The organism is 'Cynodon dactylon' phytoplasma, assembly GCF_009268075.1.
Classification (GTDB): Bacteria; Bacillota_I; Bacilli_A; order Acholeplasmatales; family Acholeplasmataceae; genus Phytoplasma; species Phytoplasma cynodontis.
The window spans coordinates 136,362-163,359 of record NZ_VWOH01000001.1; the positions used below are offsets into that span (position 1 = coordinate 136,362).

A 26,998-nucleotide genomic window follows, 5' to 3' on the forward strand; every position below is an offset into this window, starting at 1 on the left:
AAGCTTTTGTTTGTCCATCTTCTAAATATTGAATAGTTTTTTTAGTTTTTTTATTATTTGCGTCTTGATTCCATTCTGTAATACTACTAATTGTTTCTCCATCTGGTTGAAAAGTAGTTTTTTTGATTAAAGAACATAAATTTCCATCATCTGACCAAAGACTTTCTTCAATTGAAGCTTTTGTTTGTCCATCTTCTAAATATTGAATAGTTTTTTTAGTTTTTTTATTATTTGCGTCTTGATTCCATTCTATAACATAATCAATATTATCATTATGAAAATAAGTTGTGGTTATAACATTATTATTATCATTATCTTCAATGACAAAATATTTGCTAGGTTCAAGAGAAAAATATTCTGTTTTTTTAATTAAATTATTTTGATTTCCATTTTTTCTAAATTCATCAATACAACTAATTTGACCATCTTTTGTATAAAAAAATGTTTTTAATATAAAACCAGTTTCTACATCAAATTCATTAATATAAAGAATTTTTTGATCGTCTGTATAAAAAAATTCTTTTGTTTTTCTTTCTTTTTCATCAAAATAAGTTATAATTCTGTTTTTATTGTCTATTATTTTAAATAATAGATCTTTTTTATATGTTTTATATTCATAAATTATGTCTTTTGTATTATCAACTAATCTACATAAATTTTTATCTATAAATAAATTATAATATTCTACGTAACTATCATCTTTTTTTACTTCATAAACTTCTTTTTCAGCTTTTTGTTTCATTTCTTCATTTTTATGAAAAATATAAGGAAATATCTTCTCATGATTAAAATATAAAGTATCTTTTTTTTCTTTTTTTAGCAAAAAATAAAATTTGTAAACTAAAATTACATTTAAAACAAAAGAAAAAAAAGTAAGACAAAAATAATAATGTTTTTTTGTTTTTTTAAAATAATAAAAAAACATATTTAAGCCTTTCTATATTCTTATAATTCAATATATATTTAGTTTTTATATAAAAAAATAATTTTATTCATAATTCAAATTATTTTTTTATTAAAAATTAATTGAAAAATATAAAAAGAAAAAACATCTCTTTTTATATTTTATTTATTTTTGAAAAAAAGATCATTAGCATTTTTAGTAGTTTGAATTGCTACTTCTAAAAAATCAATTTTTTTTAAAGAAGCTATCTTTTTAGCTATCAAAATTAAAAAAGAAGGCTCATTTCTCTTTTTTTTTTCTAAAGGAAAAGGAGTTAAAAAAGGAGAATCTGTTTCTAATAATATTTTTTGTAAAGGGATTATTTTTGCTATTTCATGAACTTCATAAGCTTGTTTATAAGTAACAATACCGCCAATACCTATATAAAAATTTAATTCTAAAACTTTTTTTGCTTCAACTATATTAGATACCAAACAATGAAAAACACCTTTAATTTTATTCTTATAAGGTAATAAAACTTTATAAACTTCTTCAAAAGATTCTCTTGCATGAATAATAATAGGTAGATTATATTTAATAGCTAATTCTATTTGAATTTTAAAAAAATGTTTTTGTATCGATAAAGAATCTTTATTATGATATAAATCTAATCCAATTTCACCAATAGCTACAACTTGAGGTAAGTCTAAATACTTTTCGATACTATAAGGATCTTGATTATAACAATAACAAGGATGTATACCAACAGAAGATTTAATACAACTAAATCTTTGAGATAAAAAAATAGATTTTTTATTTGTTTCTTCATCTAAACCAGGGACAATAAAATTCATTACATTTTTATCTAAAGCTCTTTTTAACACTTCCTGAAAATCTTTTTCAAAATTATTTAAATTTAAATGTGTATGTGTATCTATTAACATTTGATTCTCTTTTTTTAATAAAAAATAAAAAAATATAAATTTAAAAAAATTTAAAATAATAATAATAATGATTAATTAATAATGAATAGGTTTATCAATAACTCCTAAAAAAGTTTCTAAATTTAATTCTGACAAGGTAGGATGAGGATGAATAGTGTGAATAATATCATATGCTGTTCCGCCTAATTCCATAGTAACTGCAATTTCACTAATTAATTCAGTAGCACTATAAGCTAATATATGCATACCTAAAATTTTAAAATTATCTTTATTAATAATTACTTTAGCAAAACCTTCTGTTTCTCCATCAGCTAAAGCTTTTCCTATAGCGCTAACAGGAAATTTAAAAGTTTTATAATTAATATTATTCATTTTTTTAACTTGTTCTTCTGTTTTTCCTATAGAAGCTATTTCTGGAAACCCATAAACACAAGAAGGAACATGATCATAATTCATAGGCTTAATATTAGAAATGGAATTTAAAGCATGAGAAACAGCTATAATTCCTTCATGACTTGCAACATGAGCTAACATATATTTTCCATTTACATCTCCTATAGCATAAACATTTTCAACAGAAGTTCTTAAAAATTCATCAGTTTCTATACCATTATTATTAAGTTTTAAATTTAAATTTTTAACAGAATCTAAATTAGGTCTTGTACCAACAGCCATTAAAATAATATCGGATTGAACCTTTTCATTAATTTCTTGATTATCTTTTTTGTAAGAATAAAAAACATTATTATCTTCTATACGATTAACTTGACTATTAACTAAAATTTTAATATTGGATTTTGTTAAAATTTGAGTATATTTATTAATAATATCTTTATCCATATTGTTTAAAATAGAATCCTGTTTTTCAATAATAACAACTTCAGAACCAAACTTATTAAAAATAGAAGCAAATTCTACTCCAATAATACCACCACCAATGATTACTATTTTTTTAGGAAAAACATCTAAATTTACTAATTCATTGCTTGTGAATAAATATTTATTTTTAAAAGATTCTAAAGCTCCTGGTATTGGAGGTATTATAGCACTAGAACCAGTAGCGATAATAAGTTTATCAGAAAACAAAATTTTATCTTTTATTTTAACTTCGTGTGATGATAAAACTTCTGCATTTTCAAAAAAAACATCAATTTTATTTTTATTCAAAAGAAAACTTACTCCACTAGTTAATTTTTTAACAATATTATTTTTACGATATAATATCGAAGACCAATCAAAAGTACAATTTTCAGATTTTAAACCAAAATTGGAAGAATTTTTTAAAAAATCATAAACTTTAGCACTCTTAAAATAAGATTTTGTAGGTATACAACCATAATTTAAACAAATACCTCCGATTTTATGTTTTTCTATCAAAGCTACTTTAGCACCTAACTGAGAAGCTTTGATAGCGGCAACATATCCTCCCGGACCCCCACCAATAATCAAAATGTCATATTTCATTTAATTAATTTCCTTTATTATTTAAATTTAATAAATTAAAAATTAAAAAATATTTTTTTCCAAAAACGAAACATCATTTAATAAGATTGAAATTTTCTTTAAAAAATTGCCACAATAAACACCATCTAAAATACGATGATCAAAACTTAAAGACAAAGGTAAAATATCAGCCACACAAATTTCTTTATTTTTAAATACTGGTTTTTTTATAATACTACCAATTCCCAAAATAGCTAATTCTGGATATTTAATAATCGGAGTAGCATATAAAACACCTGTTGCTCCATAATTACTTAAAGTAAAAGTTCCGTCAGAAATATGTTCTGTTTTTATTTTTCTCTCAAGTGTCATTTTAGCTATTGTTTGTATTTCTTTAGCTAATTGGAAAATAGTCAAATCACAAACATTTTTTATATTAGGAACTATTAAACCTTTCGGAGTGTCTACAGCAATTCCTAAATTAATATTTTTTTTATAAATTAATTCATTTTTAGAGTCATCAAAAGAAGCGTTTAATATAGAAAATTCTCTTAAAGCTATAACAACTGCTTTAGCAATAAAAGGCATATAAGTTAACTTTATTTCTTTTTGTTCAGCTTCTTCTTTATATTTTTTCCTTAAAATAACTAAATCACTTACATCTATTTCAGTTATTAAAGTAGCATCAGGAATTAAGTTCTTAGATATAATCATTTGCTTAGCGATTGTTTCTCTTAAAGAAGAAATTTTTTCAACTCTAATGTCTTTTTCTTCTGAAGACAATTTGTTAGAATCATTCAAATTAAAATTTTCTTTATTGATCATTTTTATATTTTAATTCCTATTTTTTCTTAATTTCTTATAATTAAATTAATTAAATTTGTTTAATTATTTATGTTTTTTTATTCTAATTCTAATAGAAGTAATGTATCTCCTACTTTTATATTATCTCCTTCATTGTAAAATATTTTTTTTACAACTCCGCTAACATCAGAACGTATTTCAGCTGTTAATTTATCATTTTCAACTTCTAACAAAATATCTTGATCTTTAACATGTTGACCTTCTTTAACATTCCAACTTAAAATAACGCCTTCTGTGATACCTTCTCCCAAATCGCTATATTTAAATTCAATAACTTTTTTATCTTTATTTTTATTTTCGCATTGTGATTGATTCATATTCAAAACCTTTCTTAGATTTATTTTTTATTTTTTGATCTTATTTTTTTATCTTTTTAATATATTGAAATTTTTCTTAACACAATAAACAATTTTATCTTTATTAATCATCTGATGATATTCTCCGCGCGCAAGAGGCATAATAATATCAAAACCAGTAACTCTTTTAGGAGCTTCTTTTAAATAATTAAAAGCATATTCATTTACCAAAGTGATCAACTCAGCAGCAGGTCCAAAAGTTCTAGTTGCTTCATGCACAACTAAAAATCTTCCAGTTTTTTTAACAGAATTTAAAATAGTTTCCCTATCAATTGGATTAATACTTATTAAATCGATTAATTCAATAGAAATACCGCTTTTTTCTGAATCTAATTGTTTAATAACTTCTTTAGCCATATTAACAGCTGAACTCCAAGCTACTAAAGTTATATCTTTACCTTCTTGAACTACTTTAGCTTTTCCTATTTCTACTTCATATTCTTCTTCAGGAACTTCCTCTTTTACTCCTCTATATAAAATTTTGGGTTCCATGTAAATAACAGGATTATCATCATTGATAGCAGCTATTAAAAGACCTTTTGCATCATAAGGATTTGAAGGAACTACGACCTTTAAACCTGGAAAAGAACCTAAAACAACTTCTAAAGATTCTGAATGATGCTCTAAGGCTTTAACTCCGCCACCAATAGGAAATTTTAAAACCATAGGGCAAAAAAAATTATTACGAGAACGATTTCTCATTCTAGCAGCATGAGATATTAAATCTTGTAATCCGACATAAACAAAACCATCGAATTGAATTTCTGCTATAGGTCTCAAACCATTCATTGCCATTCCTATTGCACTTCCTACAATAGTAGACTCACAAATAGGAGTATTAAAAACACGTTTTTCTGTATACTTTTGTTGTAATCCAGCTGTTAATCTAAAAACACCACCTAGCTTACCAACATCTTGTCCAAACAAAACTATTTTATCATTTTTCGATAATTGAAGATCTAAAGTATGTTTAATAGATTCTAACAAATTTAATAAAGCCATTTTTATTATCTTTTTCCTTTTTTTTACTATTATAGTTATAAAATTGTTATAAAAATGAATGAATTATTTATTCACTTCTTCTAAAAATTTTTTATATTCATTATATTGTTCTTCTAATTGAGAAGTCATTTTATCATAAGTATATTGAAAAATTTCAATTGGTTCTACTTTATCGCCATATTGAATAATACTTTGATGTGTCTCTTTAACATAAATATCTGTTTCTTCTTTTATCTTTTCAATTAATTCTGGATTTAAAATATTTTTATTTAGTAAGTACTTCTCAAAACGTATAATAGGATCTTTTTTGGACCATTCTATTTCTTCAGATCTGTCTCTGTATAATTTAGGATTATCATTTGTTGTATGTGCTCCCATTCTATAAGTGAAAGATTCGATAAGAGCTGGCCCTTTTCCTTGACGTGCTCTTTCTCCTAATTCTTTAACAACAGCATAAACAGCCAAAACATCATTTCCATCAACTTGTATACCTGGTATTCCAAAAGCATATGATTTTTCAGCTAAAGTTTCTGTTTTGGAAGCAATACTTCTAGGAGTAGAAATAGCATATTGATTATTTTGAATTACAACTATTAAAGGAACTTCAAAAACAGAAGCATAATTCAAACCAGCATAAAATTCTTCATGAGCAGTACCACCATCACCAATAGTAGCTAAAACAATTTCTTTTTTATTTTGTATCTTACTAGCTAAAGCTAAACCAGCACCTATATTAATTCCTGAACCAATAATAATATTAACTGGCAAAATACGTTTATCTGGAGAAACATCAGATCCAATCTCGTTTCCATACCAATAAAGATAAGGTTTTGCTAAAGGAATATCTCTATATAAATATAAACCTAAATCTCTAAAATAAGGTGATATCCAATCTTTTTCTTGTAAAGCTGCAGCAATGCCTATTTGAGTTGCCTCATGCCCTTGATTTATTGCATAATTTAACATTCTACCTTGACGTTGATATTGAACAGCTCTTATATCTGCAATTCTAGTTAAAATCATTATTTTATACATTTTTAATAATTCTTCTTGAGATATTTTTGGTTCAAAATCTGAATTAATTACTTTTCCTTCTAAATCTAAAATTTGAAACATTTTCTTATTTAAAGGATTGAATAAATCAATCATTTTCATTTAGATTCTTAATCTCCTTTTTTTTTATTAATTAAAATTACTGATTTGTAATATAATAAAAAATTTTTTTCTTAAAATACTTATTTAATAACTAATAATTAATATTTATTCTTAAAATATTCAAAATAATAAAATAAATTTAATAAAAAATCTTAAAATAATAAAAAATCTTAAAATAATAAAAAAAAATTAACAAAAAGTTATGAAAATTAAATACAAAAAAAACACTATAATCACATGTTATATATCATTTAAATTTTAACTTATTTTTTCTCTATTGTCAAACTCATCTTAATGAATAAAATTTTTAAAATACAATTCCAAATTTTTTAAACTATTTTTTTCAATTTTTAAAAAATAAAAAAATTAAATTTATGATTATAAAAAAAATATTTATTTTCAAAAAACTTTGTTTAATCTATTTGAAATTAAAATACTAAAAAAATGAATAATTTGCATCCAAATAAAAATTACAATTGAATAAACTAAAATTAAATCTGAATTTTCAAAATTAGAAAAATTTTCTGTACCTCTAATACCATATTCATAAATTATATATGCCAAACCTTTAACTCCTACAATCGCTAAAACACTTGAATAAGCCATAGAGGAAACATAAAGTGAATTTAATTTCAAAATTAAATAAGGTTTTGCTTCTACTAACAAAAAATATTTTACAAATTGTATTTTATTAGAACCTAAACTATAAGCTGTTTTATAAATTTCAGGATTAATTTGCAAAAAAACTTGTTCTAAAATACGAGTAGCATGAGCGGTTAAAACTAAAACTAAACATATTAAACCAACTTTAAAACCATAGAAAAGATTCAAATAAGGTGTTAAAATAAAGTCTATTATCAAAAAAATTAATAACATAAAAGGCATAGATAAAATAAAATTAATAAAAAAATTAATCAAAAAATAAACAATTTTATTAAAAATCTTTTCTTCTCCTAATTTGATAAAATATAGAATAATACTTAAAAATAAACCTAAAAAAAAAGAAATAAAAGTGGAAAAAAAAGTTATTTTTATGGTTTCTATCAAATTATCTAACAAAAGAAAAGGTTTATAAAAATCGTTTTTAGTTAAATTATTATTAGGAAAAATAAGAACATTATAAATTCTTTGAATCAAATTCTCCTTTAACATAAATTTATATAATATCTCCAACTAAATTTGCAAAATTTTATAAAAAAAGAATAAAATTGTATAAATTAATTAAAAATTGTATGTATAAAAAAATATTTTTAATTTTTTATAAATTTTTTATAAAAAAAATTGAAAGATTATTAATTACGTTAAGAACTATATTTTTCATTAACATTCGAAATAATTTTATTCATTTTATCAATAGGAACCATTTCTAAAGTTGAAATATGTTTTGAATTAAAATTATCAATAAATTCTTGTTGAGATAAAATTTCTTTAATTAATTTAATTTCTTCAGAATTAATATTTTTTTCTTTCGTAATAAGAGAAATTGTATAATCAAAAAAATAACTTTCAGGATCAGAAGGAATATCTAAATTAGCTACAAGTTTTAATGTTTTTTTTTCTTTACCTAAAATACCTGGATAATTAACTAAAAAATCAATATTTTGATCTGATCTAAATCTATTACATAAAGACAATAGATTTTCTTGTTTAATAATTTGTAAATTATTAGGAATTATAAAATCATTTTCATCAAAATATTTTTCCTTATTAATACCTGATTTTAACTGAATTAATTGCATATGTTTTAAAAACAAAAGAAAAAGACTTTGTTGTTCCGCTTCTGCAGGCATTAATATACTAAAAGTTTCTGAAGAAGAAGATAATTTTGTTCTTAATTCTTTTATATCTTTTATATCTTTGGTTTTTTCTCTAGAAGGTATAGAATATAAACCTATCTTAGCAAAATAAAAAGGATGAGCTATAATAATTTTTCCATCAGACATTTTTTCTCTTATAGATTTATTATGCATAAGAGCAAAAGGTAAATGAGAATCTAAAGTTGCGAAAACATTATCTGTTAATAACAATTGATTAGTACGTATATATTGGCCATTTAAAAAAACAATCTCTAAATCAACTCCTTTATTTTTAAATTCATCCTGAACTAATTCTAAAAAGGATCTAGTTGATTCTAAAGCAGTAGCAATTTTAATTTTTTTTCTGCTTGTATCTGTAGAATCTATATTATCTTTTTTAAAAATAAAAAAATCATTTGGGACAAAATATTTTATCAAAATTAAAATAATAAACAATAAACTTAAATAAAATAAAAATTTTTTTTTATTATCAAAAACAAACATTAATTTTAACCACCATTTTTAATTTTTAAATAAAAATAAAAAAAATATAAAACATTAAAAAAAATTATTTTTTTCCAATAATTTTGAATAAGAAACTTCTTCAAAATTATAAGATGGTTTTAAAACAATAGTATCTTCTATTTTTCCTTTATTTAAAATAGATACTCTATTACATATATTTTTAATAACATATGGATCATGAGAAACCAAAACAATGGTTGTTTTTAGTTTTTTATAAATAAGATAAAACAATCTCAAAATATTTTTGGTTGAATTTATATTTAAAGCAGATGTAGGTTCGTCACAAAAAATAATTTTTGGTTCATAAACTAAACTTCTAGCAATAGCAACTCTTTGTTTTTGACCACCAGACAAATTATTAGGATAAAAATGAACAAAATCTTTCAATCCAACAAAATCAATAATTTCTAAAATTTTTTTTTTTTTGTCTTTCGTAAAATTTCTTCTTATTTTCAAAGGTAAGGAAACATTTTCAAACACATTGATATTATTCAAAAGATTAAAATTTTGAAAAATAAAAGCACTTTGATATTTATTAAAATTTCTTTGAATCAAAGTTCGAGGATTATAATCAGGTTCTAAAAATCCAGATAAAATATTAAGTAAAGTAGTTTTGCCAGAACCTGTATCTCCTATTAAACCAAATATTTCTTTTTGTTTAATTTCTAAATTGACTTCTCTCAAAACATAAAATGGTTTTTTATTAATAAAAAAAGTCTTGAAAAGATTTTGAATTTTTATCATATAAATAATTTAATAAAACCTCTAATATTTTTTTGTATTTGTTTTAATACTTCTCCATATCTTCTTTATATATCGAATAAATATATATTAAAGAAGTTAAAAAAAATTAAAAAATAAAAAAATTCAAAAAAATAAAACAACATTAACATTAATATATATTATATTAATTAGTTTATTTTTTTACATTTATTTTAAATATTTCTTTTTATTTTTAAACAAATTAATGGCTAATCTAGTAGCTATTCTTCCTCTTGAAGTTCTTTTTACATAACCTTCTTTAATCAAAAAAGGTTCGTATACTTCTTCAATAGTAAAAGTTTCTTCTCCAATAGTAGCTGCAATACTTTTAACTCCTACAGGGCCACAATTAAATTTTTCAACTAAACTATTTAAATAAATATAATCAATTGCATTTAATCCGTTACGATCTATTTGCAATTTTTCCAAAGTTTCAAGAGTAATATCATGAGTAATAATTTGATTAGAATAAATTTCAGCAAAATCTCTAACTCTTCTTAATAAACGATTAGCAATTCTTGGAGTGCCTCTGCTTCTTTTAGCTAATTCTTTCAAAGCTTTTAATTCTGTTTTGTTACCATAAACTAAGGCTGATCTTTTTAAAATTAGTTCTAATTCTTTTTCTGTATAGTAATCCAACTTTAAAATAAGACCAAAACGATCTCTTAAAGGGAAAGAAATATTACCAAATTTTGTAGTAGCTCCGATAAGAGAAAAAGGAGGTAAATCAATTTTAATATTCCTTTTTTCATCATTTTTACCAATCATTACATTTAAAACATAATCTTCCATAGCTGAATATAAAATTTCTTCAACATTTTTAGGCATACTATGTATTTCATCAATAAATAAAACATCACCAGTTTCTAAACTGCTAAGAATTGAGGCTAAATCGCCTACTTTTTCTAAATTAGATCCATTAGTTGTTTTAAAATCAACATTTAATTCATTTGAAATAATTTTAGCTAGAGTAGTTTTTCCTAAACCAGGAGGACCATAAAATAAAACATGATCTAAAGTTTCATTCCTTTGCTTAGCAGCTTTTAAATAAACATTTAAAATTTTTTTAATATTCTCTTGACCTACATACTCTTCTAATCTTTGAGGTCTTAAAAATTGTTCATCTTTTATATTTTTCGAAATTTTTTCATTTATTGACATACTTTCAACTCTTTTGATTATTTTTATAATTAAAATTATAAAAAAACAAAATAATTTAAAAAAATATTATTAAATTCTTTTGTTCAAAAAAGACAAGGCTTTTTTGATTATATTTTCTAAACTATCTTGAAAATTAACTTTATCATTTATAAATTCAATTTCTTTATTGGAAAAACCTAAATTAATTAATGCTTCTTTTACGTTTCTTTTTTTTTCAATAAATAAATCTTCATTAAATAAATTTAACTTTTTATCTTTAATATAAAAAATAATTTGTTTAGCTGTCTTTTGACCAACACCAGAAAATTCTAATAGTTTTTCAAAATCATTATTTTTTAAAGATTCTTTTAATTGTTGCAAAAAATCAGAATGAGCCATTAAAAGAGCACTTTTAGGACCTATCCCAGGAATATTTATTAATGTTTTAAAAAAAAATAACATTTCCTGATTTAAAAAACCATAAAAACAATTCATATTTTCTCTAACATGAAAATAAACAAATATTTTAACTTCCTGGTTTAAAAAAAAAAATACTGCCAGGATTATAAAATTGTATTAAATAACCAATATTATTATTTTCCAAAACAATACTATCTTTTTGTATTTCTGAAATAATACCTTTAAAATAATGATACATAAATTGTTAAACTCCTAAAAATTTTTAATTATTTATACTCATTTTAATTAATAAAAAAATTTATCTTGAAAAATATAAAACTTAAATTTATTAAAATAAATCCAATAAAAAAAATATTTTTATTTTTATATTATAAACTTTAATATTATTTGAGTATTATATAATTAGCTAGTTATCATTTTAATATTACAATAAAAATGTTGAAAATTTTGTTTTTTTGAGAGGTTTTATTAAAATAATGTTATTTAATATTCAAAATAAAAATAATATAAAAAAAAAAGATAATAATAAAAACAATTATGTAGAAATAATTAAAATAAATAAACAAATATTAGAAAATAATTTATTTGAAGATTTTAATAAAGAAATTAATAATATTTATCAAAAAAATAAAGATCAAAAATTAAGTAATGAATTTGAAAAAAAAATTATCAAACAAATAAAAAAAATAAATATTGATTATAATACAAACATTCAAAAAATTAAAAAAAAAATCAATAAAATAAAAATAAAAGAAAAAAAAACAAACATTAAAAATATTAATAACTTACAAGAACAAAAAAATTACATTATATCTAAACACAAAATAAATTACAATAAAATAAACAATAGCATTCAAAAAAAACAAAAAATATATTATGAATTTCAGCAAAAAATAGAAAAAATAAAAAATGAATATAAAAATTACTTGAATAGAATAGAGAAAGTAAAAGAAAAAATTATATTTGATAAAAAAGAACAAGAAAAAGAAATTTTCGAAAAAAAAGAGAAAATTTCTAAAAAAACAAATAAAGAAAAACAAGAAATAAACGTTTTTTTTAATAAAAAATTCTTCGATATAAATAATAAAATAAATGAATTAAAAAAAGAACATAAAAATAATATAAAAAATATCAAAAACAATTATGAAACAACAAAAAAAGAAATAAAAGAAAAACAAAAAGAAGAATTATTAAAAATAAACAATAATAAAATTAACATTTTTTTCGAAAACGAACTAAAAGAACATAATAAGATATTAATAGAACAAAAAAAAGAATTTATAAAAAATAATGATTATTTGAATCAAAAAGAAAAAAAATTATTTATCCAAGAAAAATTAAAAACATTTTTTATCTTACAACCAATTCAAAAAATAAACTATCAAAATTTCATAAAATTCATGAATGAAATTCTTCAAAATGAATTTTTTAAAATTAAAAAAACTTTTTTATGGAGAAAAAAATATATATTTTTCAAATATTTTTATAATCACAAACTAAATTTAATTTATATTGATAAAAATTTTTTAGAAAAAAAATATAAAAATAAAATTAATAATAAAATTTTAGAAGAAGAAAAAAAAAAAGAAATTTTAAAACATGATCTATTTAAAAAACTAAACTGTTTAGAATTAGAATTAAGAATAATAGAAACAGAAAAAAAATATAAAATAATTGAAATCAATTCTTCAGAAGATTTAGAAAAAAACGAATTAGAATTCATTTTAGAAAAAAAAAGTATTTTAGAAAATTTAAAATTAAAAAATTTAAATTTTCAAAAAGAAATAAATATTTTGATAAACGAACAAGAAAAAAAAAATGCTCTTTTAAAAATGCAAATAGAAATAGAAAAAACCCATTTAAAATCTGATTTTTTAAAAGAAATTATTAAAAAACAAGAAAAAATAGAAAAATTAGAAAATGAAATAATAAATTTAAAAAACAATCAAGAATATCAAATCCAAAAACAAAATATGATATTCGAAAAAAATAAACAAAATTTTTTAAAAAGACATCAATTAAAAAAAATAAAATTTCAATACTTAATTGAAAAATATTTAGACGAAAAAACCAAAAAATATGATTATTTAAACATATTTGCAAAATATATAAATAAAAAAAAAACAAAAGAAAAAATCTTGTTTCAAAACATAGAAAATAAATTAAATTCTTTTTTGTATACAGCGAATAACCAAAAAAATTTTTTCTCTTTAAAAGAATTCGATTTAATAAACCAATCTTTTCAATTTTTTATAGACAAAATCAAAGATATACAATTTAATCATTATTATCTTTGGATTGAACAATTTTATCTTTTAAACAAAACAAAAATACAAACAAAAATAAGTTTAAATAAAAACCTAACAGAATATTACGAAAAGAATATATTTTTATTAAAAAACTTAATAAACGAAAATAAAAAATCTGATGACTTTATTCAAAATAAAATTTTATTTACTATAGAAAATAAAATGAAAAAATATGAAAATTTTTATACAATTTTTAAAAAACAATATTCACAACTAATAAATAAAGAAAAAGAAAATGAAATTTATTATCAAAACAAAATTCAACAACTTAAAAATACACAAAATAAAAAAATAATAAAAAACAATTTTTATCAAAAAAAAATTTTTATTTATTTAGAAATAATAGAAAAAATCGAAAACAACGAAAAATTATACAAAAAAATATTATTATGGTTTTACAAAAAAAAAATTTTTAATTATTGGTTTTTATTATGTAAAAATATAAAGTCATTTTATCCTAAAATAGATTTAAATTACTTACAACAAAATATTCAACAAGAAAATAAAAAAGATAATCTAAATGAATATGAAGATAAAATAAACTTTGTTTCAAATTTATATGAAAATATAGCAGAACAAATACATAATTTAAAAATTGAAAATATCAAAAACAAGTTGAATAAAAAAAAAATTAACTTAATAAAACAAATTAATATTCTAAAAAAAATGATAGACATCCAATTAAACGAAATGAAAGACAAAATATATCTATTAAAAATAAATTTAGAAGATGCAAAAGAAAATAATAAAAATTATTTTTTTGAAAAAATTAAAAAAATAAAACAAATTCAAAACAAAGAAAAAAACAGTTTAATACACATTTTAAATATAAAAGAAAATATATATCAAAAAACTATTTTTTTAGAAAAAAATAAAAATAAAATAAATAAAAAAGAAAAACAAAAAGAACAAAAAAAAATATTTCACAACTTTAATTTGATTCAAAATCAATATTTAAAAAACAAAAAAAAAATAGAAAAAAAAATAAAAAAAATTAATAAAAATACTTCTCACAAAATATTTATATTATCGCAACAAAAAAAAATAAGTTTTTTGCTTTCCAAAATTTCTCATTGGTGGAAATATATAAAAGAAAAAAAAGATTTGAAAAAAAATACTAAACAAAATCGAAATAAAATAAAAAAAAGAATAAAACAAAATATTATTTTATATAAAAAATTTTATAATTTTTTTAAAAATTAAAAATCATCAAAAAAAAGGAAAAAAAGTGAATATAGGATTAAAAATAAGAACTTTAAGAATAAAAAAACAAATGAAACAATCTGAAATAGCTCAAAAAATAAAAGTTACAAGTGGTTATATTTCTCAAATAGAAAACAACTTAATAACACCTTCTTTAAAAATACTATTCGCTATATTAAAAATCTTTGAAATATCTGCTTCAGAATTTTTTAAACAAAGAAATAATATAGAAATAATAAACCACAAAAAAAATTTTTCATTAAAAATAAATAAAGAATTAAAAAACAATATTTATAAAATTTTTCCTAATTTGAAAATATGTAAAATGAAATGCTTGATTATAGAAATAGAAAATCAAGGTCAAACAATAATAAAAACAGATTCAGAAAAAGAAGAATTTTATTTCGTTTTAGAAGGAGAAATAACATTATTTCTTGATAAAATTCAAAATATTTTACCGAAAGAAACAGGATTTTATTTATTAACAGAAAAAGAATATTATTTATTCAATCATACTTATCAAAAATCTAAAGTATTAAAAGTATCGATAAATTATTAAAAATTAAAGATAATATTAATAAAATAAAAAATTCTATAAAAAAATCAAAAGGATAATAATAATGAGAAAAATTATAATAGCAGGCAATTGGAAAATGAATAAATGTAAAGATGAAGCATTAGAATTTATTTTTAAAATAAATAATAAAATTCCTAATAAAAAAAAAATAGAAACAATTATCTTTCCACAATTAACTTTATTGGATGCATTGGTACAAATAGAAGGAGAAAATTTAAAAATAGGCGCACAAAATATTTTTTACAAAAAACAAGGACCTTACACAGGAGAAATTTCACCTGAAAATATTAAAAGCTTAGGAGTTGAATATGTTTTAATAAATCATAGTGAAAGAAAAATACACTTCGGAGAAAATGATTATATCGCTAATTTAAAGCTTTTATCTACCTTGTCATACAAAATGTATCCTATAGTTTGTATAGGAGAAAATTTTGAAGAAAATGATGATAAAAAAGAAAAAACAAAATTTTTTTTAGATAAACAAATAGAAATAATTTTTAAAAATGTTGATTTGAAAGAAGTCAAAAATATTATTATAGCTTATGAGCCAACTTGGGCTATTGGCACAGAAAAAAAAATAATTCCAAATCAAATAAACCAAATTATCAAAAACATAAGGAAAAAAATAAGTTTATTATTCTCTCTTAAAGAATCAGAAAAAATCAGAATTATTTATGGCGGTTCAATTTCTAGCTCGAATGCAGAATCTTTTTTAATGCAAAAAGAAATAGATGGTATTTTAATAGGTAAAAATTCTTTAAAAGTTTCGGATTTCTTATTCTTTATAAAAATAGCAAAAAATATAAAAAAAATTTTTTAATATTTAAGGAATATTACTATAAATGTATCAAAAATGGATAAAAAATTTAAACAAAGAACAAAAAAAAATAGTAGAAGATCAAAAAAATTCAATTTATGTTTTAGCAGGAGCAGGAACAGGTAAAACTAAAACTTTAACTTCTAAAATTATTTTTTTATTAAAAAAATTAAACATTAAAAAAGAAAATATTTTAGCTATAACATTTACAAATAATGCTGCTCAAGAAATGAAAAATCGTTTACAAGAAATATTAAAAGAAGACTTTTCAGATTTAAACGTAGAAACATTTCATTCTTTAAGTAATAAAATTTTAAAAAAATACAAAAACAAAGAATTTTTTAGTATTGTTGATGAACAAGATAGTAAAAACATCATTAAAGAGCAAATAAAAGAACATAATTTTAAAACAAAATTTTCTATAAATCAAATAAAAAACTGTATTTCTCTCTTAAAAACACAAAAAATTAAAAAAAAAATAATGGAAAAAATTAAATCAAAAAATAAAGAAGAAAAAAATAAAAACTTTTCTAATAAAGATTTTATTCAAAATTATGAATTTATTCCAAATTATGAAGAAATAAAAAATATCTATAAAAAATATCAAAATTTTTTAATAAAAAACAATTTAATGGATTTCGATGATCTAATAATAAACAATTATCAACTATTAAAAAAAGAAAAATTAATAGCAGAATTTTACCAAAAAAAATTTATTTATATATTAGTAGATGAGTTTCAAGATATAGATATTATTCAATATCAAATAATTAAAATTTTAGGAAAAAATAATATTTTATTTGTCGTAGGTGATCCTAATCAAAATATATATAATTTTAGAGGTTCTGATATAATTTGTAGTCATTTATTTTTAAAAGATTTTCGAGCAACTATATATCGTTTATTTAAAAACTATCGTTCAACACAAAATATATTATCTAAATCTAATCTTTTAATTCAAAATAATTGTAAAAATGAAAAAATATTTCAAAACAAATTAGAAAGTGTTTTAGGACCAGGAAAAAAAGTTTTTTATAAAAATTTTTTTAATTCTTCTTTAGAATCTGAATTTATCACAAAAGAAATTACAAAAATAATAAATACTGAAAAATACTTTTATAAAGATGTTGCTATTTTATATAGAATAAACGAATTAAGAAAAGAAATTGAAAATAAACTTATTATTCATAATATACCTTATCAAATACAAGATTTTATATCTTTTTATAATAAAAAAGATATAAAAGTATTCATTAATTATCTGAAAGCATTAATCAATCCCAAAAAAGATTTTTATTTAAAAAAAATAATTAATATTCCTGCAAGAAAAATAGGAACAAAAACTATAAAAAAATTAGAAGAAAAAGCATTAGATAAAAATATATCTTTATTTGAAGTTATAAATGATGAAATAAAAAACAAAAGCATAATTGGTAAAAAAGTTAAAAATTTTCAAGAAAAATTTCAAGAAATATCTATCATTATTCAAAATCCAAAAAAATGCCAACTATCTAACATTATTTTTTTAATAGATAATATAATTCAATATTCCTCTTCATTTTCATTGAACAAGAAATCTAACCAAGAAGAAATAAAAATAAAAAAAAAAGAATTGGAAAAAAATTTAATAAGACTACAAAATATTTTTGCTCAATATAAATTTACTGACAAAATAGATAATTTATTAGATAAAGTAAGTTTTATAATAGAACAAATAAATTTATATAGTGAAAATGAAATTGATAATAATAAAAATAAAATTCTTTTATCTTCTATTCATAAAGTAAAAGGATTAGAATTCAAAATTGTGTTTTTCATAGGTTTAGAAGAAAAAACATTTTTATCTCAAAAAAATAACTTTATAAATAACAAAAACAATAATTATATAGAAAAAGAAATAGAAATAGAAGAAGAAAGAAGGTTAGCTTATGTTGCTATTACAAGAGCAAAGGAACTTTTATATATAACTAGCTCACAAAATAGATTTTTATTTGGACAAAAAATTATATCAGAACCTATTTGTTTTATTAAAGAAATGAATTTAGATTCCTATAAAAAAAACAATTATTTAAATATACAAAAACTAAAAAAAATAGAATCAAATTTTTATCAAATAGCAGATAATGTAAAACATAATAAATTTGGAATTGGCAAAATAGTAGAAATCAATAAAGATATAGCTACCATATCTTTTTTGCCTCCGCATGGTATTAAAAAAATTTTAATATATCATTCTTCTTTGCAGAAAGTTATAAAAAAATAAAAATAATTAAAAATTATAAAATTACTTTTTTGTTAAAATATCTAATATCTAATTTTAAAACATATCTCTTTTTTCTAATTATTATAAAATTTTTTTCTATTTTTTTATTTTTTTACATTTTTATTAAATTAAAATTTTTATAAATAGTATTAAAATTTTTAATTTTTACATTTTTGTTTAAAAAAATTTATTAAATTTGTATTATTAAAATCATCAAATATTATATTACTAATTCGTGTCGTAAAAAAATATTTTTTTATCTTATTTTTCATCTTTTTTAACATAACTTTAAAATAATTTAATTATAAAGAAAATTTTTGAAAATAAGAAAAAAATTAAAATTAATAAAATTATAATATTAATAAAAATATTAATTAAAATTTTTTTCTTATTTTTTTTATTACTAAATATAATAATTTTTACTTAATAATAAATAAAATATGTAAAAAGAATCAATTTTTAATATCTTCTTATATTTTTATTATTTTTGTAAAAAAAATTATTACAATTGTTATAATGTTAAGGTTGTATTAATTTGTAATAAAGCATTTAAAGAAGCTTTAATAAATACGAAAATTAAGAAATATATAAAATAAAGTAAATTATATTTAATTATAAATTCTTTTATTTTTATTGATTTATATTTTGAAAAATCTTCAAAAAAAAAAAAAGAAAATTTTATCAATTAAATCAAAAAAATAATTAGAATAAAAATTCTAAATAAAACTTTTTTATTTTTGGAAAAAATTAAATATTGTTTTAAAAAGATAAAAAAATAAAATTATGGAAAAATCTATTCGAAAAAATAAGTACTTTAAAAAAATATTTTTTTAATTTTTTTGTATATAATTTTAATGATAGTTACTCTTTCAATAAACTAAATTTAATAATATCTATATATCTATATACGAATATTATATATATTTTCACAAATCAATTTTATATATTTTTCGATTTTTATATATTTTTTGATCAACAAAAAAAACAAAAATAAAATTTTAAAAAAATATACAAAAAAATCAATAGGAAAAAAATATTTAATGAAAACAATAATAATAATTTTTATTATTTTGTTTTGTTTTGGTAGTATCTGTTCTTTTTTAATAACTTTTTTTTATTTTAAAAATCAAAAAACAGAATTAAAAAAAAAAATAAAAAAAATAGAAAAACAAATTAAAGAAAAAATTTTAAAATCTGAAATAATTGCCAAACAAATATTATCAGAAGCTAATAAAAAAAACGATTTATTAAAAAAAGAAACAGAAAATGATTTAAATCAGAGAAGAAAAGTAATTGTTAATTTAGAAGAAAAAATAATTCATAAAGAGGAATTATTAGTATCAAGAACAGAATATCTAAACAAAAAAGAAGAAATATTATATGAAAAAGAAAAAGAAATTAACAATTTAAAAATAGAAATTGAAAAAATAAAAAACAAAACAAAAGAAATATTAAACCAACAAAAAGAAAAATTAGAAAAAATATCTTTATTAAGTCAACAACAAGCCGAATTAATTTTATTTGATGAAGCCCAAAAAAACATAACTCAAGAAATAATGAATTTTGCACAAGAAAAAGAAGAAGAATTTAAAATACAAGTTAAAAAAAAAGCTCAAAATTTATTAATTTACGCAATGCAAACATTATCTAAAAGTAATATTATTTCAGAACATAATATTAGTGTTGTCTCCTTATCAGATGACGATATAAAAGGAAAAATTATAGGCAAAGAAGGAAGAAATATAAGAAATTTCGAAGTTATAACAGGAGTAGATCTCATAATAGAAGATGTTCCTAATACAGTAGTTTTAAGCTCTTTTGATCCTATAAGAAGAGAAATAGCGAAAAAAACTTTAGAATATTTAATAAATGACGGAAGAATAACTCCTTCTAGTATAGAAAAAACATTTAAAAAAATGATGTCTGAACTTGAAAGTTTCATCCAAGAAATAGGAGAAATAGCAGTATATGAAACTAAAATCGGTATTATTGATAAAGAAATAATAAATTTATTAGGAAAACTTCATTTTAGAATGAGTTATGGTCAAAATGTTTTAAATCATTCGTTAGAAGTAGCTTTTATATCAGGAAAATTAGCAGCAGAAATTGGTGAAGATGAAATAATAGCAAGAAGAGCTGGACTATTGCATGATATTGGAAAATCATTAAACTGCAAAAAAGAAGGTAATCATGTTAAAATCGGAATTGAATTAGCAATAAAACATAAAGAACCTATTGAAGTGATAGATTCTATAGCTTCTCATCATGAAGATCAAGAACCAAATACAATTACAGCTATTTTAGTCTCAATAGCTGATAAAATTAGTTCATCTAGACCAGGTGCACGAAAAGAATCTGTAGAAAACTATTTTCAAAGAATAAGTCAATTAGAAAAAATAGCTGATAATATAGAAGGTGTTGAAAAATCTTATGCTATTCGTTCAGGAAGAGAAATTAGAGTAATAGTAAAATCAAAGGAAATAGATGATTTAAAAACTTTTAATATTGCTCAAAAAATAAAAAAAGAAATTCAAAAAAATAAAAAAATCCAAAACAACAGAACGATAAAAATAACAGTTATTAGAGAATTCAGAATAGAAGAAAAATTAGAAGGTGAAGAATAAGCAAAAAATTTTTTCTTTTTTTTATGTTAACTTTTTTTTATGTTAATATAAAATATTAAATTTATTTAAACTTTTAAGATTGCTACAATAAATTATAAAGGAGTTGAAATGAATATTCTTTTTATAGGTGATGTTTGTGGTATTACAGGTGTAGATTATTTAACAGAAAAAATTAATTTTCTTAAACAAAAATATAAAACTGACATTATAATAGTAAATGCTGAGAATGCTTCTAATGGTAAAGGATTAGATTATAAAAACTATAAAAATTTAGTTCTTGCTGGAGTAGATATAATTACAATGGGTAATCATACATGGAGTAATGTTGAATTAATAAAATTTATAGATCATACTAATATTATAAGACCTTTTAATTTTGAAAAAAAATATCCTGGAAAAGGATACAAAATAATTAAAAAAAATAAAAAAAAAGTTTTAATTATGAATATTTTAGGTAGAATTTTCATGAATAATAACGATTTATTATGCCCTTTCAGAGAAGTAGAAAAAATTTTAAAAATTTGCAAAAATAAATATGATTATTCTATATTAGATTTTCATGCTCAAGCTACTAGTGAAAAAATGGCTTTAGCATATCATTTTGATGGAAAAATAGATGCTATTTTAGGTACTCATACACATATACAAACAAATGATGATAGAATTTTACCTAAAAAAACTTTATATATATCAGATGTAGGTATGACTGGATCTTTCGAAGGTGTGATAGGATCTGATAAAAATATAATTATTAATAATTTTTTAAATAATAAAAAAAAAATTAAACAAAAAATTGCTGAAGGAAAAAGACAATTAAATGGAGTTTTTTTAAATTTAGGAAAATTTAAAAAAATAATTAAAATTAACTTCAATGAATAATAAAAAAAAATCAAATGAAATAAAAATAAAAAAAGTAATTGTTATTGGTGGTCCTACTTCATCTGGAAAAACTTCTCTTTCGGTTAAACTTGCACAAATTTTTAATGGAGAAATTATAAATACTGATTCTGTTCAAATGTATAAAGAATTCAATATTGGTTCGGCTAAAATTACTGAAAAAGAGAAAAAAAATATTAAACATCATCTATTAGATATAATAAATCCTGAACAAAAATATAATATTTACGAATTTCAAAAAAGCGTAAGAAAAATAATACCTAAAATTGATATTCCTTTTTTAGTAGGAGGAAGTGGATTATACATTAAATCAGCTCTTTTTGATTATGAATTCGAAAAAGAAAAAAAAAAATATAATAAAAAAAAAATTAATAACAAACAAATGATAGAAATTATTAAACAAAAAGATCCGAATTTAATTTTAGATCAAAAAAATCCTCATCGTGTAAAAAGAGCATTTGAACAAACTTACCACAAAAAATTAAGATCTCAAAAAAACGGAAAAAACAATCCTCTATTTGATATTTTAACTATTTATTTAGATCTTCCTAAACAAATATTAAAAGAAAGAATTGAACAAAGATTAGAAAAAATGTTAAAATCTGGTTTTATTCTAGAAGTAGAAAGATTAATAAAAAAATTCCCAAAAGCAAACTTTAATATAATTGGTTATAGAGAAATAAAAATGTTTTTAGAAAATAAAATAAATTTAAACGAAACAAAAAAAATAATAATATCTAAAACAATGAAATATGCTAAAAGACAAAAAACATGGTTTAAAAATCAGTTTGATTCTTTAATTATAATAAATGCTTTATCTGAAAAAATAACAGAAAAGAGCAGTGAAATAATTTTTAATTTCTTAAAAACAAAAAAGGAAAAAAATTAAAATGATTAATACAAACGATTTTAAAACAGGGCAAACAATTAAATTAAATAATAAAATTTATCAAATTATAGAATTTTTACATGTTAAACCTGGAAAAGGAGCAGCTTTTGTTAGAAGTAAGCTTAAAAATTTGAAAACAGGCGAAATTATAGAACATATATTTAATGCAGGTGTAAAAATACAAGAAGGATTTATAAGTAAAATAAAATCTAAATTATCTTATGTATCGGGTAATTCTTATTTTTTTTTAAATATGTCTAATTATGAACAAATAGAAGTTGCAAAATCAAAAATAACCAATATTTTAAACTATTTAACAGAAAATATTGATATTGATATTATTGTTGATGAAAATCAAGAAATTTTAGATATCATAGTACCGAATAAAATTTCTTTAAAAGTAATAAAAACAGACAATTTTATTCAAAATAATAGTTCAAAAAAAAACAACAATTTTAAAAAAGCCACTTTAGAAACTGGTTTAACGATTAAAGTGCCTATTTTTATTTTAGAAGGAGAAGATATAATAATTAATACGATAACAAATACTTATCTATCAAGAAATACTAATAAATAAATATAAATATCAAAAAAATATGTTCTATGTAATTAAATTTTATCATTACACCTTTTATTATGTAAAAAAAAGAGAAAAAGTGCATTTATATTTTATTTTTTTATTATAATCCATATTAAAAAATTTAAAAATAAAAAAATAAATATAATAAAAGTTATTAATTTTTTTAATTAAAAAAATAAATTATGAATATTTTTAAAGTATCAATTGTAGGAAAACCAAATGTTGGAAAATCAAGTTTATTCAACAGAATTTTAAAAAAAAGAATATCTATAATATATGAAAATCCAGGCACAACCAAAGATAGACTTTATGACAATGCATTTTGGTTAAATAAAAAATTTTTATTAATCGACACAGGAGGTATAGTATTCGAAAATATTCCGTTAAAACAAAAAATAAAAGAACAAACAGAATTCGCTATTAAAGAATCAAATTTGATTATTTTTGTTACAGATGGACAAAATCTTGTAACAGAAGAAGATTTAAAAGTATCTAAAATATTACATAAAAGCAAAAAAAAAGTAATCGTAGCAGTCAACAAAATTGATAATAAATCATTATTAGGAAATATCTATGATTTTTATTGTTTAGGATTTAAAAATATAATAGGTATTAGTGTTAAACATGGTATAGGTATAGGAGAACTTTTAGATAAAATTATTTTTTTTAGAAAAATGTTTATTAACAACACCGAGATAACAGACAAAAATGAAAAAAATATAAAATTTTGTTTAATAGGAAAACCTAACGTAGGTAAATCAACATTTAAAAATACTTTTTTATCTAAAAAAAGAATGATTGTAGAAAATATTCCTGGTACTACAACAGATGTAATAAGTACATTTTTTGAAAGAAAAGGAAAAAAATATTATATAATAGACACTCCAGGATTAATAAAAAAAAGCAGAATAAGTGAAAAACAAGAAAAATACAGTTTTTTAAGAACCATAGAATGTATAGAAAAAAGTGATATTGTTTGTTTTATAATAGATATTAGTCAAAAAATAACTGAACAAGATAGAAACATTTCTTCTTTAATTTTTAATTATAATAAAGCTTGTTTAATCATTTGTAATAAATGGGATTTAATAAAAAATCAAAAAAAAAACGTTAAATTTATGGAACAATATATAAAAAAAGAATTTCCTTTTTTAAATCATGTACCTGTTATTTTTTTGTCTGCAAAAGATAATAAAAGAATGCATTTATTTCTTCCTATAATAGAAAAAGTATTTAAAAATTATGAAACTTTTTTTTCTAATAAAATTTTAAATGATATTTTATACGAATCTACACAAATAAACCCTCCTTCTTTTTATAAAAACGGAAAAGCTAAGTTCTTTTTTTTAAAACAAGTTGATAATAAACCACCTGAATTTTTATGTTTAGTAAATAATCCTAAACTTATACATTTTTCTTATGAAAGATTTTTAAAAAATCAATTAAGAAAAAATTTAGAACTTGATGGTATTAATTTTAAAATTACATTCAGAAAGAAAGAAGAGGAATAAATTTCATGAAAAAAATAACTATAATAGGAGGAGGAGCGTGGGGTACTACTCTAGGTCAAGTTTTAACAGATAACAAAAACAAAGTTTTAATTTATGAAATTAATGAAAATTATATTCAAAAAATAAATAATCAAAAACATCCTATTTTTAAAGATTTAAAAATAAATAAAATGAAATCAACACAAAATTTAGAAAAAGCCTTAAATTTTTCAGAAATAATTATTATCTGTATACCAACTCAAAAAATAAGAAATCTTCTTAAAAAAATAAACAAAATAATAAAAGAACCTAAAAAATTTATTAACACTTCTAAAGGTATAGAAAATATTCAAAACAAAATTATATACGAAATTTTAAAAGAAGAAATAGATAAAAATAAAATAAAAAATTATGCTTCTGTTTTGGGACCATCGCATGCAGAAGAAGTTATTCTTAAAAAAAAAACATTTTTAAATGTTGCCACTTATGATACAAATTTTGCAAAAGAAATTTGTTTTTTATTTAATAACGAATATTTTAAATTAGAAATTTCAAAAGATATCATAGGTTGTGAAATTTGTAGTTCGTTTAAAAATGCTCTTGCTTTAATTAGTGGTATTTTAGATGATGATTTATTTGATCAAAATGCCAAAGCAGCTTTTATAACTTTAGGTATCAGAGAAATGAAAAAAATCTTAACTTTTTTTAATACTAATCCAGAAACAGCGACAAGCTTAGCAGGTTTAGGAGATTTAATAGTTACTGCTTTTAACATAAATTCTCGTAATTATGAAGCAGGTAAAAAAATTCGTTTGGGACAGAAAATAAATGAAATTTATAAAACTTCCAACCAAGTTATAGAAGGTATAAATAATATAAAAGTTTTTTATGAATTATCCAAAATAAACAATATTGATTTACCTATAATTCAAAACAGTTTTAAAGTTATTTTTAATAATAAACCAATTAAACAAATAATAAACAAAATATTATAATCAAAAAATAATCAATAATATAAAAATAGATTTAAAATAATTATTTTTTAATGAAAAAACAAAAAAAAACTTTTTTTTGTTGTTAAAATCATTTTTTATGTTAAAATTTTACTAGATTTATAATTAAGAAAAAAGGAGTTAAAAAATAAAAAATGACCAAATTAAAATTAATTAATTCAATGACAGAAAAAATGGACATAACAAAAAAAGAAGCAAATGAATTTTTTAATCATTTAAATCAAATAATATTAGATGCTTTACAAAATGAAGAAAAAGTTCCTGTACCAGGACTAGGTATTATCCAATTAAAAAATAGACAAGAAAAAAATTGTAAATTACCGAAACAATCAGAAATTCATCATATTCCTGAACATGTTGTACCAGTTTTTAGAATGAACAAAAAAATTAAATCATTTTTTAGAACTTTTAAATTCACAAAAATCAAAAAAAAATAAGAATAAGAAGATTAATTTTATATTTAAATAATTTGAAATAAAAATAAGGACAATTGAATTAATATGGCTTGGAATAATAACACTTATCTTATCGGAGAAAGAGTAAAAATAGAAAATGAAAAAGAAATAGGTGTAGTTACTAGAATTGATTTTGAAAATGGTTTAATATATGTTTTATTCAAAAAATTAAGAGAAGTAACTTATAATTACCCTCAAGTAATAGAAAATAATACTCTTAAACCTTTGATAAAAAAAAATTTGAAAATCAATATTAAAAAAAATTTTTAAATTAAAAAACCATTAGAACAAAAATAGTTATATATCTTTTTTCTAAAAAATTTTACTATTTTTGTTTTTTTTGAATAAAATATTTTAATTTAAAAAAAATAATTAATAATAATCAATTTAAAATTTTTTTTTAATAAAAAAAAATTAATAAAAAAGAAAGATAATTTAAAATGAGTAATCTAGTTAAGTTAGTATGTATAGAATGCGGAAGAGAAAACTATCATACCCAAAAAAATAAAAAAAAAAATTTTAGAAACTTAGAATTTAAGAAATATTGTCCTTTTTTAAAAAAACATACCATTCATAAAGAAAAAAAATAGT

At 19.7% G+C, this 26,998-nt stretch carries 26 protein-coding genes; 13 read left to right on the forward strand and 13 right to left on the reverse strand.

Features of this window, described 5'->3' with window-relative positions; translation table 11 throughout:
• The 13 genes from F1741_RS00680 to F1741_RS00740 form a co-directional block, all read right to left on the reverse strand.
• The coding region (locus tag F1741_RS00680; RefSeq protein WP_212380301.1) for a DUF2963 domain-containing protein at window positions 1–823 on the reverse strand (823 nt) is incomplete at its 3' end.
• Between the two features lie 242 nt (window positions 824–1,065).
• Window positions 1,066–1,827 carry a TatD family hydrolase gene (locus tag F1741_RS00685; protein ID WP_152309688.1) on the reverse strand — a complete coding sequence of 254 codons (762 nt, stop codon included), beginning with the start codon at window positions 1,825–1,827 and terminating at the stop codon, window positions 1,066–1,068.
• A gap of 75 nt (window positions 1,828–1,902) precedes the next feature.
• Complete coding sequence (lpdA, locus tag F1741_RS00690; protein ID WP_152309689.1) at window positions 1,903–3,291, reverse strand: dihydrolipoyl dehydrogenase; 1,389 nt, start codon at window positions 3,289–3,291, stop codon at window positions 1,903–1,905.
• A 42-nt stretch (window positions 3,292–3,333) separates the two neighbouring features.
• Window positions 3,334–4,095 (reverse strand): dihydrolipoamide acetyltransferase family protein, encoded by a 762-nt coding sequence (locus F1741_RS00695; RefSeq protein WP_152309690.1) that lies wholly within the window; start codon window positions 4,093–4,095, stop codon window positions 3,334–3,336.
• A 77-nt stretch (window positions 4,096–4,172) separates the two neighbouring features.
• Window positions 4,173–4,451, reverse strand: coding sequence for a biotin/lipoyl-containing protein (locus tag F1741_RS00700; protein ID WP_152309691.1), 279 nt, complete (start codon window positions 4,449–4,451; stop codon window positions 4,173–4,175).
• Between the two features lie 48 nt (window positions 4,452–4,499).
• Window positions 4,500–5,492 carry an alpha-ketoacid dehydrogenase subunit beta gene (locus F1741_RS00705; RefSeq protein ID WP_152309692.1) on the reverse strand — a complete coding sequence of 331 codons (993 nt, stop codon included), beginning with the start codon at window positions 5,490–5,492 and terminating at the stop codon, window positions 4,500–4,502.
• A gap of 63 nt (window positions 5,493–5,555) precedes the next feature.
• On the reverse strand, window positions 5,556–6,647 hold the full coding sequence (gene pdhA / locus F1741_RS00710; protein WP_152309693.1) for a pyruvate dehydrogenase (acetyl-transferring) E1 component subunit alpha: 1,092 nt from the start codon (window positions 6,645–6,647) through the stop codon (window positions 5,556–5,558).
• A gap of 399 nt (window positions 6,648–7,046) precedes the next feature.
• Window positions 7,047–7,799, reverse strand: a complete 753-nt coding sequence (locus tag F1741_RS00715; protein WP_212380304.1) for an ABC transporter permease — start codon at window positions 7,797–7,799, stop codon at window positions 7,047–7,049.
• 149 nt (window positions 7,800–7,948) lie between these two features.
• Window positions 7,949–8,947, reverse strand: coding sequence for a MetQ/NlpA family ABC transporter substrate-binding protein (locus F1741_RS00720; RefSeq protein WP_152309695.1), 999 nt, complete (start codon window positions 8,945–8,947; stop codon window positions 7,949–7,951).
• Between the two features lie 54 nt (window positions 8,948–9,001).
• On the reverse strand, window positions 9,002–9,712 hold the full coding sequence (locus F1741_RS00725; RefSeq protein ID WP_152309696.1) for an ATP-binding cassette domain-containing protein: 711 nt from the start codon (window positions 9,710–9,712) through the stop codon (window positions 9,002–9,004).
• Between the two features lie 186 nt (window positions 9,713–9,898).
• Complete coding sequence (gene ruvB / locus F1741_RS00730; RefSeq protein ID WP_152309697.1) at window positions 9,899–10,891, reverse strand: Holliday junction branch migration DNA helicase RuvB; 993 nt, start codon at window positions 10,889–10,891, stop codon at window positions 9,899–9,901.
• 69 nt (window positions 10,892–10,960) lie between these two features.
• Window positions 10,961–11,365, reverse strand: a complete 405-nt coding sequence (ruvA, locus tag F1741_RS00735) for a Holliday junction branch migration protein RuvA (RefSeq protein ID WP_152309698.1) — start codon at window positions 11,363–11,365, stop codon at window positions 10,961–10,963.
• Window positions 11,366–11,396: 31 nt separating this feature from the next.
• Window positions 11,397–11,528 carry an OB-fold domain-containing protein gene (locus F1741_RS00740; RefSeq protein WP_152309699.1) on the reverse strand — a complete coding sequence of 44 codons (132 nt, stop codon included), beginning with the start codon at window positions 11,526–11,528 and terminating at the stop codon, window positions 11,397–11,399.
• A 238-nt stretch (window positions 11,529–11,766) separates the two neighbouring features.
• Between F1741_RS00740 and F1741_RS00745 the strand changes: the two genes are divergently transcribed.
• From F1741_RS00745 to rpmG, 13 genes are all read left to right on the forward strand, one after another.
• Entirely contained in the window at window positions 11,767–14,802 is a 3,036-nt protein-coding gene (locus F1741_RS00745) for a hypothetical protein (RefSeq protein ID WP_152309700.1), read from the forward strand.
• A 25-nt stretch (window positions 14,803–14,827) separates the two neighbouring features.
• Window positions 14,828–15,361, forward strand: coding sequence for a helix-turn-helix domain-containing protein (locus F1741_RS00750; protein WP_152309701.1), 534 nt, complete (start codon window positions 14,828–14,830; stop codon window positions 15,359–15,361).
• A 61-nt stretch (window positions 15,362–15,422) separates the two neighbouring features.
• Window positions 15,423–16,199, forward strand: a complete 777-nt coding sequence (gene tpiA / locus F1741_RS00755; RefSeq protein ID WP_152309702.1) for a triose-phosphate isomerase — start codon at window positions 15,423–15,425, stop codon at window positions 16,197–16,199.
• A 22-nt stretch (window positions 16,200–16,221) separates the two neighbouring features.
• Window positions 16,222–18,459, forward strand: a complete 2,238-nt coding sequence (locus F1741_RS00760) for an ATP-dependent helicase (RefSeq protein ID WP_152309703.1) — start codon at window positions 16,222–16,224, stop codon at window positions 18,457–18,459.
• A 1,040-nt stretch (window positions 18,460–19,499) separates the two neighbouring features.
• Window positions 19,500–21,083, forward strand: a complete 1,584-nt coding sequence (rny, locus tag F1741_RS00765; protein WP_152309704.1) for a ribonuclease Y — start codon at window positions 19,500–19,502, stop codon at window positions 21,081–21,083.
• Between the two features lie 108 nt (window positions 21,084–21,191).
• Window positions 21,192–21,962 carry a TIGR00282 family metallophosphoesterase gene (locus F1741_RS00770; protein WP_152309705.1) on the forward strand — a complete coding sequence of 257 codons (771 nt, stop codon included), beginning with the start codon at window positions 21,192–21,194 and terminating at the stop codon, window positions 21,960–21,962.
• A 25-nt stretch (window positions 21,963–21,987) separates the two neighbouring features.
• Entirely contained in the window at window positions 21,988–22,869 is an 882-nt protein-coding gene (miaA, locus tag F1741_RS00775; protein WP_152309768.1) for a tRNA (adenosine(37)-N6)-dimethylallyltransferase MiaA, read from the forward strand.
• 1 nt (window position 22,870) lies between these two features.
• On the forward strand, window positions 22,871–23,446 hold the full coding sequence (efp, locus tag F1741_RS00780) for an elongation factor P (protein ID WP_152309706.1): 576 nt from the start codon (window positions 22,871–22,873) through the stop codon (window positions 23,444–23,446).
• A 185-nt stretch (window positions 23,447–23,631) separates the two neighbouring features.
• Window positions 23,632–24,960, forward strand: a complete 1,329-nt coding sequence (gene der / locus F1741_RS00785; protein WP_152309707.1) for a ribosome biogenesis GTPase Der — start codon at window positions 23,632–23,634, stop codon at window positions 24,958–24,960.
• A 5-nt stretch (window positions 24,961–24,965) separates the two neighbouring features.
• A complete protein-coding gene (locus F1741_RS00790; protein ID WP_152309708.1) occupies window positions 24,966–25,934 on the forward strand; it encodes an NAD(P)H-dependent glycerol-3-phosphate dehydrogenase in 969 nt (322 codons plus the stop codon).
• 152 nt (window positions 25,935–26,086) lie between these two features.
• Window positions 26,087–26,389: an HU family DNA-binding protein gene (locus tag F1741_RS00795; RefSeq protein ID WP_152309709.1), complete on the forward strand. Its 303-nt coding sequence runs from the start codon at window positions 26,087–26,089 to the stop codon at window positions 26,387–26,389.
• Window positions 26,390–26,452: 63 nt separating this feature from the next.
• Window positions 26,453–26,677, forward strand: coding sequence for a hypothetical protein (locus F1741_RS00800; RefSeq protein ID WP_152309710.1), 225 nt, complete (start codon window positions 26,453–26,455; stop codon window positions 26,675–26,677).
• A gap of 170 nt (window positions 26,678–26,847) precedes the next feature.
• Complete coding sequence (gene rpmG / locus F1741_RS00805; protein WP_152309711.1) at window positions 26,848–26,997, forward strand: 50S ribosomal protein L33; 150 nt, start codon at window positions 26,848–26,850, stop codon at window positions 26,995–26,997.
• The last annotated feature ends 1 nt before the right edge of the window (window position 26,998 follow it).